9 protein-coding genes are annotated in these 10,248 nt (G+C 61.3%); 7 read left to right on the top strand and 2 right to left on the bottom strand.

All coding sequences use genetic code 11. The features are described from left to right. Together SALMUC_RS29235 and SALMUC_RS30120 are read left to right on the top strand one after the other, a co-directional pair. Positions 1-115: transposase domain-containing protein (locus tag SALMUC_RS29235; RefSeq protein WP_156883630.1), on the top strand; the 115-nt coding region annotated here is incomplete at its 5' end. Positions 116-190: 75 nt separating this feature from the next. Further along, positions 191-667 (top strand): hypothetical protein, encoded by a 477-nt coding sequence (locus tag SALMUC_RS30120; protein ID WP_021120833.1) that lies wholly within the window; start codon positions 191-193, stop codon positions 665-667. Positions 668-807: 140 nt separating this feature from the next. On the opposite strand, the gene SALMUC_RS29225 is transcribed toward SALMUC_RS30120, so the two are convergent. Then, entirely contained in the window at positions 808-1,848 is a 1,041-nt protein-coding gene (locus SALMUC_RS29225; RefSeq protein ID WP_198014654.1) for a hypothetical protein, read from the bottom strand. Continuing rightward, on the bottom strand, positions 1,845-2,675 hold the full coding sequence (locus SALMUC_RS22450) for a protein NO VEIN domain-containing protein (RefSeq protein WP_020043624.1): 831 nt from the start codon (positions 2,673-2,675) through the stop codon (positions 1,845-1,847). The genes SALMUC_RS29225 and SALMUC_RS22450 overlap by 4 nt, the downstream gene beginning before the upstream one ends. A gap of 762 nt (positions 2,676-3,437) precedes the next feature. Here SALMUC_RS22450 and SALMUC_RS22445 point away from each other — a divergent pair. The 5 genes from SALMUC_RS22445 to SALMUC_RS22425 all read left to right on the top strand — a co-directional run bounded on the left by SALMUC_RS22445 (position 3,438) and on the right by SALMUC_RS22425 (position 10,216). Beyond that, positions 3,438-4,112 (top strand): hypothetical protein, encoded by a 675-nt coding sequence (locus tag SALMUC_RS22445; RefSeq protein ID WP_020043623.1) that lies wholly within the window; start codon positions 3,438-3,440, stop codon positions 4,110-4,112. Beyond that, the gene (locus SALMUC_RS28495) at positions 4,109-6,328 is read left to right on the top strand and encodes a Mu transposase C-terminal domain-containing protein (protein ID WP_020043622.1); all 2,220 of its coding nucleotides are present in this window, start codon (positions 4,109-4,111) and stop codon (positions 6,326-6,328) included. The genes SALMUC_RS22445 and SALMUC_RS28495 overlap by 4 nt, the downstream gene beginning before the upstream one ends. Further along, positions 6,325-7,302: a TniB family NTP-binding protein gene (locus SALMUC_RS22435; protein ID WP_020043621.1), complete on the top strand. Its 978-nt coding sequence runs from the start codon at positions 6,325-6,327 to the stop codon at positions 7,300-7,302. The genes SALMUC_RS28495 and SALMUC_RS22435 overlap by 4 nt, the downstream gene beginning before the upstream one ends. Positions 7,303-7,343: 41 nt before the next feature. Then, the gene (locus SALMUC_RS22430) at positions 7,344-9,125 is read left to right on the top strand and encodes a TniQ family protein (protein WP_084514062.1); all 1,782 of its coding nucleotides are present in this window, start codon (positions 7,344-7,346) and stop codon (positions 9,123-9,125) included. 92 nt (positions 9,126-9,217) lie between these two features. Further along, entirely contained in the window at positions 9,218-10,216 is a 999-nt protein-coding gene (locus tag SALMUC_RS22425; RefSeq protein ID WP_198014653.1) for an IS30 family transposase, read from the top strand. Positions 10,217-10,248 lie beyond the last annotated feature (32 nt).

The raw sequence follows: 10,248 nt of genomic DNA, 5'->3' as shown, positions 1-10,248 counted from the left end.
CAACGGCGTCGAACCATTCGCCTATCTCAAGGCCACCCTTGAGGCCATCGCCGCTGGCTATCCGCAAGGTCGGATCGACGATCTCCTGCCGTGGAACTTCCCGCCGTCAAGCTGAACGCGCGTGGGGCGCAGCCAACGCTTACATACTTTTGAACTCGGCATGGCTGTGCCAGCTATCGAGACGGGAACGATGAACCGCTCCGCCTCGATACTCATCCAAGCGGGCTTCAATTCACGGCTGGCGGCCATCAAAGCCGTTACCGACACCGCCGCCACCTTCACGACCGGCGCGGAATTGCGCGCTTGGCTGCGCTCGCCCGGTCTCGCGGTATGGTCGGCGCAACCCAATTGGCCAACGGTCGAGACGCGGGAGATATGGCTCAAATTCATTCAGGAGTTTGCTCCGTCAGACAACCGGACCTGGGGGCGGCGAGAATACCTTGGAAACGTCCAGTGGTTCACGGCTCCCGCGCCTCCCGGGACACCAGTTAGCCTCTTTCATAGAAACGGACAGCCGCTGGTGCTGGCGCCCGACGGGCGTGCGATCGGCAAGCTACAGCATCCGCTCAACCCGAATGCCCGCGGTCTTGTGCGGGCGAACGTGGCTCAGAACGTTGCCCATCTCGACCTGAGCTATCTCGGCCCCGACGATTTGTGGACCAACTAATGAAGCCACGGCTTCCTTCGCTATATTACTTCTTCGAACAACTGCTTTCCGCCCATTACGCTGCGGGTTGTTCGAGTGACTGCTCGGCCGACGTTACTGCGGTTCCCATGCCGCACCGCAATTCGTCAGCTTTCCGCCCCTCACAGCCCAGGACGCCCACCTCCGCAGGCGGGGCATTTGCGTTGAAAAATATCGGATCCGTTGGCGCCGTAGTGGCGGCCGCAGTCGCGACATTGCAGCAGGTAGACAACCTGGTTGTGATCGTTCCCTGGAAGTCCTGTCCCATGCAGAACCTGCTGCCGGTTTCTGTTTACGTATCCGGGCTTCGTGGTCATCCCTACATCGCGGCCAACAGCCGTTCGGCGGCGAGCGGATTTCTGTTGTGGTGGCCAGCTTGCGCCTAAGATCCAGCCCTCGACTGCTGCGTGTCCGGCGATTGCGTCCGGCTGGGGCGGTTGAAAAGCTGCCCTGAGCGCTCCTTTCAGGTCGGCGTCCTGCAACCAACGCGCAATGGAGTAGGCGTCGTGCTGGTCCTGGGTGCGGTTTTCGGGCGGGTAGTTGGCACTCCAGAGCCGGGGATAAGCCTCGACGATTACTGATTTTTCTGTGGCGGGCTCCCAGCCATCGAAGGGCCAGAAATGCAGTCCCGGGTGCGCGGCCCGGATCCGCCTCAGCCAAGGGATTCCGGCATGGGTAGATTTCGCGACAGAGCCCTGAAGGTCGAAATGAAACACCGACTTTGCCGAGCCGGTTGCCTCTTCTGTCAGTCGGCGCCATGCCCGCTCGCCGCTGCGCGCGGCACCGTTTCCGACACTCCCGTCCCTGACGAAATCTACATAGGTGTGCGGGGCATCCGTGGGCCAATGAGAGCAGAAATCCTCCAGGAAGACATCCCAGTCCGGGGCGAGGCCATACCTTTCGAAATAACGCATGGGGAAAGATAAACCGTGATCGATGCCGACGATGGTTGGAACGCCGGATTCGAGTTCCGCGATCAGCCACTCGGCCAAGCCTCGGCGCGTCCAGTATTTCCTTGGGCTGGGTGGAGGCTGGACCTCGACCGGTGTCCCATCGTCTCGGGTTTCATAGACCCTGAGGCCCCTCAGGCTGGCTTCGGCCGTCTGAGCCCCTGAATAGTCGATGCCGATCGTCCGGCGAAACATGCGATCTTCGCCTATCATTCAAAGCTCGCCCAAAAACTTGTGGCGGTCAGCGAGACGTGCGCGTCCAGCGGCGGGCGCAACTCAAATGCCTTGGGATCCCGGGCGAAGTCGTGGAGGCGGAACAGGTGCCAATGGTCGCGCCTTTCGTCCGCCACCGCCAACTCGTTGCGCGAGATATGGAATGGCGTGCGTTCCCATCCGTTGGTTGTCTTCACCTCGATCAGCCGATCCTGCCCATTCGGCGTGAAGCTGGCGATGTCGTAGCCCAGACCGTCGCCGTCCTCCTTCGACACCCATCGGACGCGCCGGGCGAGGTCGTCTCGGCCATGAGAGTTCAAGGTCGCGCGCTCATGCTGAAACACACGCTCTTCGCCCGCGTAGCCAAGGACGCGGTTGCGCTCATCGCGCCCCGCGGCGTCGAAGCGGCGGGCGATACGCTGCATCTGTTCCAACTCGTCCGGCGGCGGTGCATTCCGCAGGGTGGGGGCTACGCCGACAAAAATCGGTGCGGGTTCGGCCATCTGGCGCTGCTCTTTCAGATGCAGCGCGAGCTCCCAGTCCGGGTGTTGCGCCAGCCAGCGGGCTGCCGCCTCGGCGAGCGCCATCTGGAAGTTGAACCGGGGCGCATAGCCCTGGATGATGGGCAACCCGAGGCCGCGCATGGCAGCGGAGACGTTACACATCTTGAACTCGATGGAGCCCCGACTGCGGTCGATCTGGTCCTGCAATGTGCGGTTCTGCGCTGCCTTGTTGTAGCGCCGCCCCGATAGCTCGTCGCTGAGCATCGAGAAATACGCTGCCACCACAGCGTCGTTTTCGAAATCGGACCAATCCGTTGTTTCCATGTCGGCACGGTAGGAGGTGCCGAAGGCCTTGTCATTCTGAAAGGTCAGGCTCGGGCGCGTCGTATTGCGCGGCCTTCAGTCATCATTGTCAGGCGAGACCTGACGATTCCCCGCAACGCGAATCGCGAAAGGTCGACGGCCGGGGTTTCAAACCATCGCCCTAATGTCTGTTTCTGAAGGCGCGTGGCAAGAATGCCACGCCGGGTGCCCAGGGTTGGGCCCGTTTTGAGGGCAGCTTCAGGCTCGAAGAAAAAGGGCGGGCCGAGAGCGGTTCCGGCAGCCTATGTTCGAGGCGAGTAAATAATAATATTATCAATGGTTTGCACTACTTGAGGCGACTGCTTTGGTTCATTCTTCTCTGGACGATAACGATTCCGGAAAACTTTTTTCGGCCGAAATAAGCTGTTGTTGGAGGGTCCGAGATGGGTAGTTTCTCGGCCTCAAGCGAAGGCTGAACGGCAGATCACACCGACCGGGACGCAGATTCTTCTTCGTGAGACAGGCAGACAGCCAACCTCTCAGTCAACAGCGTCGGAGCCCGGCGGACGGTCGAGAGGTCAAGGTCAAGAGGAGACGAACCACCACGGTCACCGGCACAGGGTAGACCACGAGACACAGCAGGACGATCCGATGTGACGCCTGCACCCGGAGCACCGGAACACGCCGGCTCCGCCAACGAAACCAGAAATCAGTATCGCCGCCCTCGGGCAGCGTCGGAGCGCATTCCGGCGAACGATACTCTCATGCCGAAAGGACGAGTGCATGAATGACGATGAGGATGGCGGGGTCACCCTGCCCAAGCGCGTGCAACTTGCACGGAAGACGGCTGTCGGCGCCCGCGAACACCAAAGCGGACAGATCACGATGGACCCCGATGAGGGGTATACCATGGGCTACGACAGCAACACCGAAATGAAGTGGAAGCTTGTCCTTCTCGCCCGCCCGGGTGTGGCCTGGATCGAAAGCCAGGTACACTTCCAGTGGCTCGATGCCGACGGGAAGAAGGGGGAGCACTACTTCGACTTCCGCGTGCTCATGGCCGACGGCAAGCGCGTCGCGATCATGGTGAAGTCGGAATATCGCCGCAACCAGTCCAAGGTTCAGGACGAACTCGCCGAAATCGCGGCTCGGGTTCCTCGGAGTTTCGCAGACCAGGTCGTCGTGATGACCGAACGCGATATCGACCCCGTCGAATACTTCAATGCCGAGATGATGCACGAGATGCGTCGCCCCGATCCTGATGCAGACGCCGGCGCACGGCGGCTCCTTGGCGAGATCGTCGGGGCTGTCCGGATCCAGGATCTGGTCGATGCCATTGGCCTGGGCCCGCGCGGCTTCCGCGCCGTGGTTCGCCTGCTCCGCTCTCACGAACTCGAACTCACACTCAACGTGCGCATCACGCACGAAGCATATGTCCGCCGGAGTATCTCCAAATGATCGCCGTCAAACCCAGCCCCGTTCAGCCCAACTTCTCCTTCTCGAAATACGATGGCATCACAATCGGGGGGCAGCCTTTCCGCTATTTCGAGACCCGCGAAGAAGGCCACATGTTCTTCAAGGTGACCGGCGAGGGCGTTCCTCAGGTCAAGACCAATGCCGAGATCAGCCGCTACCTCACGGTCGGAAATTTCAAGTGTATCCCGAACGAGCACCAGCCCGAGCATCTGCGTGCGCGTGCTCTGCCGGATGGGGAGCTCCTCTCCCTCCGGGACACAAAGGCTCACAAGAAAGCGGCCATGCGTCTGGCCGTGGTCCGCGCGTTTCGTGAATTCCTGGACGACGAAAGCAATAATATCACCCGGACCGCGACGTCGATCAGGCCGTATCTGCGGGCTATCAGGTTTCGCGCTGGCGAGATTCTCGAAGAAGGCGAGCCCGACAAGGAAGATGACACCTTCTCCGTGCCGAAAAAGCTTGGCGCAAAAACCGTGCTGGACTGGGAGCGCAAGGAGCGGCGGTTCGGACTGGCGGGCCTGTACGACAGGAACTCCGAGCGTGGTAACCGTGACCGCCGGATGACGGCTGATGAACTCATGATCATGGGCAAGGTCGTGGGCAAATATCTCAACGACCAATGCCCGTCGCAGAAGATCATCTTCGATGAGGTGAAGATTGCCTTCGCTGACGAGAACGACCGGCGCCGGGCTGCAGGCGAGCCGGAAATCGTCTGCCCGTCCCGTGAAACCGTTCGGCAGGCGATCCGCAAGCTCAATCCCTTCGATATCACCCTGACCCGGAAGGGCCGCGAGGCAGCAAACCGGCAGTTCGCTCCGGTCGGTATGGGACTGGATATCGCGCGTCCGATGCAGCGTGTCGAGTTCGACGAGTGGGAGGCCGACGCCATCACCCTGATGGCCGAAGGCGGACTGTTCCATCACCTGACTGACGAGCAAAAGAAGGTCCTCGGCCTGGACAAGAAGAAGGCGCGGTGGTGGATCACCGTCGCCATCTGCTGCGCGACGCGGTGCATCGTCGGGATGGTTATTTCCCGGCAGCCCAACTCGCAGAGCGCGCTCCGGGTCATCGAGATGATGATGCGCGACAAAGGTGTCTGGGGCGATGCCTGCGGTGCGCTAACGCCTTGGAGCCAGTTCGGCTGGCCGTCGGTCATCGTGACCGACTGCGCGAGCTACAACATCTCGAGCCTTGTCCAGGCACGCGTGTCTGATCTCGGCATCACGCTGCAGTATTGCGCCGCTGCCAATCCCGAATCCAAAGGCACGATCGAGCGCGTGTTCGGCACCTTCGCGACCCAGCTCATGCCGCGGCTGAGTGGGCGGACCTTCAGTAACGTCGTCGAGCGGGGCGATTACGACTCGGTGAAACGTGCCGCGCTCAATCCGGAGGAGTTCTGCTCGGTGCTGGTTCGCTACATAGTCGACGTCTACCATCGGACCCCGCACAGCGGGCTGAACGGCGAAACCCCGCTGGACTGCTGGAACCGGCTGGTCGAGAAATTCGGTGTCCAGCCGCCCCCGGACCTCGGCCGCCGGCGCCTGATTTTCGGCCATGAGCGTGAACGGACCGTGACCCGGCAGGGGATTACCATCCTGGGGGTCCGGTATCACTCGGAGGTCCTGGCACGCTTCATGACCAAGGCGCAGGAGCGCAAGGTCGCGATCCGGTGGTATCCCGAGGACATCGGCGCCATCTGGGCCGAGCTGAATGGGCGCTGGTTCGAGATCCCCGCCGTGTTCGATCGGTATCAGGGTGTCTCCGCCCAGGAGTGGGTAGATGCCGCGGCCGAAATCCGGGCCCAGAACGCGCGCAATGCCGAGGTCAACTTCGCCGTCGTCCGCCAAGCGCTCGACTTCATCGAGGAAACCAACAGCGCCGCCATGACCCGCGTCGGGCTCGTCATGCAAGACTGGTCCGAGACACGCATGGAATACGAGCACGATCGCCTTTTCGTCGGCTTCAAGGTCTCCGAGACGGAGCCTGAGAACCCCTATGACGCGGACCGGGATGAATGGGGGACCCGCCTTGCCAGCGGTGGATCCACGCCCTCGGGCGACCCCGCCGATGAAAATCACTGCAGTGCGGAAAATTCTGCTTCCGGCAATTTCGGCCCGATCCAATTTCCCGATCATCAGGCTGGCGATGGTGCCGATGCGGCTGATGACGGCGACGACTGGACCCTGGAGGACGAATGACCATGAGTGCATCAGCTCTCAACATCAACGATAAACTCGCAGCCGTGGACCGGCTGCGAGACAAGTATCTCGCGACCCCGCGGGACGCTCAGTTCCGGAGCTACCTGGACCGGCTGCTGCAGCGCGATGATCAGGGCAACCTTCTTCCCAAGGCCCGTCTTTTCAACAAGGCGGGCGATGCACGCGGCATCGCGGTCGTGGAGCCCGCCGGCGGAGGCAAGACCTCGCTCGTTCTTCATGGCCTCAAGACCCATCCGGCCCTGCAACCGCGCGATGCGGCGCATCAGCCTTGGGTCGGGGTCCGGGTCCCGAGCCCGCCCACCGCCAAGAGTCTCGGGCTCGAGATTCTCAAGGCCAGTGGGTATCCTGCGGTCTCGCGCCGGTCCGTGACCGAATACGACATCACGCAAAAGGTGCGTGATCATTTCAAACTGCGAGGCACGGCTGTCCTGTGGATCGACGAGGCACATGATCTATTCGGTGCTGGGAGCAAGCATAAGGTCGACGTTTCACTGAAGATCCTCCGTAACCTGATGCAGGGGGAGGATGCGGTCAGTGTCGTTCTGAGTGGCATCGAGAGCCTTTGGCAGATTGCGTCCTGCGATGCCCAGGTCACACGCCGCTACTGGCGGCTGCCGCTCGCTGATGTCTCGCCGCATTCCGACCGAAAGGCGCTCTCCAAGGTCATCGCCAATTTCTGCGATGCCGCTGGCATGCGGCCGCCCTCGGACGCGGACCTCGTGGATAGGCTCGTCCACGCGAGCCGAAACCGTTTCGGCCGTTGTATCGAAAATATCCTCGCGGCACTCGAGGCGGCGGCCTTGGACCATGCCAATGAATTGACGATCAACCACTTCGCCGAGAGCTGGGGTATGCAGGAAGGCTGTGGCATGGGTCAGAACGTCTTCCTTGCCCGTCACTGGGCCAAAACCGATCTGGGTGAGGCGCAGCTGAACTGGGAGGGCGCGCGCTGATGCTCGCGCCCCACATCCCCTTCGACCCGTAGGAGAGCCCCCTGTCTTACGCGGCGCGTCTCGCCGGGGTTCACGCTAATGATCGCCTGGTTCCATTCCTTCGGGATATCGAAATTGAGCCTGAAGATATGGCGGCCAACAAAAACGAGGCACTCAGCCGTCTGGCCGAGCTTTCTGACATCCCGCTTGGCGACTTGCGCGCCAATGCCCCGGTCCCGCTTGGGGAGCGGACCTACGATCTTCGCGGGGAGCTGGTCACCGCAGAGTTCCTGGCTAATCCCTACACCGTCTTCTGTCCGGCGTGCTTGGCAGAGGATGATCGGACGGGCGGGCGTCGCGGTCGCTGGGAATGGGCGCTGTCGGTAGTCCGGACGTGCTCGCGCCATGGCATTCCGCTCCTGCGTCAAGCCAAGGGGCCGTGGGATGACGCATTCCGTGAACTCGAATACATCGTGCCTGAGCGTGGCGAAGGCCTTCAGGCCCTGATCGACAAAGCCGAGCCGCGTGCGGCCTCGCTGCATCAAGAATACGTTGTCCGCCGTCTCAATGGGGAAGCTGGCCCCGAATGGCTGGATGCGCAGACTTTGGACCAGGCGGTCCGGGCGACGGAGCTTTTGGGGGTTCTGGTCGAATACGGGCCGGATCAGCTCTTGCCAGCACTGACACCGGATGACTGGGATCACGCCGGTCGTGTCGGTTTCGGGTTCACGTCCCGCGGCGAGGCAGGGATCCGGGAGGCGTTGCTGGCGCAATTTCGGAAATTTGACGAAGCGTCAGGCGCGCCAGGCGCCCGCAAGATCTTCAGGTGCCTATACGAAGCCTTGGCATACTCGAAGTCGCACAAGGAGCCGGGCGACATCGCGCGCATCCTTCGCGACGTCATTGTCGAAAACATTGCGATGCCCGCCGGAACCAAGGTGCTGGGCGTCAAACTTTCCGAGCGTCGCCTGCACACCGTCGCGTCACTGGCAAAGGAGCAAAACCTTGACCCCAGGACGCTGCGTGATTTGCTGATTGTGGCAGGGCTGATACCCGAAAAGGCACCCGCACACTTCCCGATCCCGGTTCAAAAGGGGCGCGAGGTAGCCAGTCGCGTGAAGCGAATGGTGACGGTCATCTCGTTGCCCGATGCGTTGGCTTGTACACGTCCCTTGGTGGATCAGCTTTTTGATGACCGGCTGCTCACACCCATCTTTTATGGGAGGCCGGGAATTCAGGGCCACACCCAGAAAGGCGTCGATAGCGAAGAGCTTGCCAAGCTGGTTGGCAAGCTGCACGCGATGGCGGTCGAGCTGGATTCCGAAATTGGCGGGCTGGTGCCGGTCTCGAAAGCCGCAGAAAAGGCCAAGGTGCCGGCGGTCACCGTAGTGCACATGATCCTCGGGAGCTTCCTCGAGCGCGTCTTTCGCGTGGCTGGTCAGGAGGGGATCGCCGCGCTTCGCGTGGATCCGGCGGAGGTCAAGCGGCACCGGGCATTCTGCACGGTGGGGCTTTCGACCGCGGAAGCGTTCGCTTCCTTGAAGATCTCGCGGAACATCCTCTGGCGTCTGGTGGATCGGTGCCCGGAAGAGGTGAGCCTTTCCGTCAAATGGATCGTTGGTAATGATGCGGAACATAGGATTCCGCGGTTCGACCCGACGGTCGTGGCGGACTTCAAAGTCCGCTTCACCCATCCTGCGCGGATTGCCGAGCAGCATGGTCTCCAAGTCGGTAAGGTGGTTAGTCGGTTGAAACGGCGGGGAGTTCGGCCTGCGCTGACAAAAGGTGAAGTCGGTGAAGATTTCTACCGGACCCGCGATCTGAAGACGGATCTGTTCACTTAACATAAGGGGCCTTCTCGGCCCGCTATCATATCGAAGGGCACATTCTAACCTGGGTTGCGACAAATGCCCTATCATTCTGAAAAGCGAGGAGAATGGCCATGGCGCATACAGAGCTCGACTTGCAGGAGCGGGTCGCAATACAGAGGATGCTGGAAGCGAAATTGCCGATCACTCAGATCGCGGCTCGGCTCGGCAGGCACCGCTCGACCGTCTATCGCGAGATCGGACGCAATCGCTTCGAAGACGAAGAGTTGGCGTATCTTAACGGTTACTACGGAGTCGTCGCGCACAAGTCGGCGCAGGATCGCCGCGCTCGGCGCCGAAAGTTGGTGCGCCTGGACACGCTGCGCGACCATGTTGTCGACCGCCTGATCGCAGGCTGGACCCCTGAGCAGATCGCGGGACGCCTGAGCCATGAAGGCCAAGCCATCCGCGTCAGTCACGAGACGATCTACGCGTATGTCTACAGCAAGGAAGGCCAGTCTGAACGACTGGCGCGTCACCTTCCCAGCCGCCGCAAGAAGCGCAGGCCGCGTTATGCAAGGCGCCCCAGAGATCAGGTCTTCCCGCCGGACCGATCCATTCACCAAAGGCCGGAGCACGTCAAAACACGCGAAAAGTTTGGTGATTGGGAAGGTGACTTGATGATCTTCGAGCGCAGCACCGGCAAGATGAACGTCGCTTCGCTGGTCGAGCGGAAAACGCGGTTCGCCGTCCTGTTCCGCAACAATGACCGAAGCTCCACCCATTTCATGATTACCTTGATGAACGTGATGGAGCCCCTGCCCCAACCTGCACGGCGGTCAATTACCTTCGACCGCGGGTTCGAGTTCCGCGCGTGGCGAAGACTAAAAGCCGACATCGGAACGGAAAGCTGGTTCTGCGATCCGCAGGCGCCCTGGCAAAAAGGTTCCGTAGAGAACCTTAACAAACGCGCCCGACGCTACCTGCCGCGCGACACCCAGCTCGCGGCGCTCTCAAATCGCAATATGAAGGCGATTTGCGACCGCCTGAACGGGACACCTCGCAAATGCCTCGGCTGGCGAACGCCAACGGAGGCGTTCAGAGACGAGATGATGAAACTGAGATAGCGGACCTTGTCGCAACGATCCTTGAACTCACA

The organism is Salipiger mucosus DSM 16094, from assembly GCF_000442255.1.
Classification (GTDB): Bacteria; Pseudomonadota; Alphaproteobacteria; order Rhodobacterales; family Rhodobacteraceae; genus Salipiger; species Salipiger mucosus.
The sequence above is the reverse complement of the archived record's forward strand: the minus strand, read 5'-3'. Positions and strand labels throughout refer to the sequence as shown.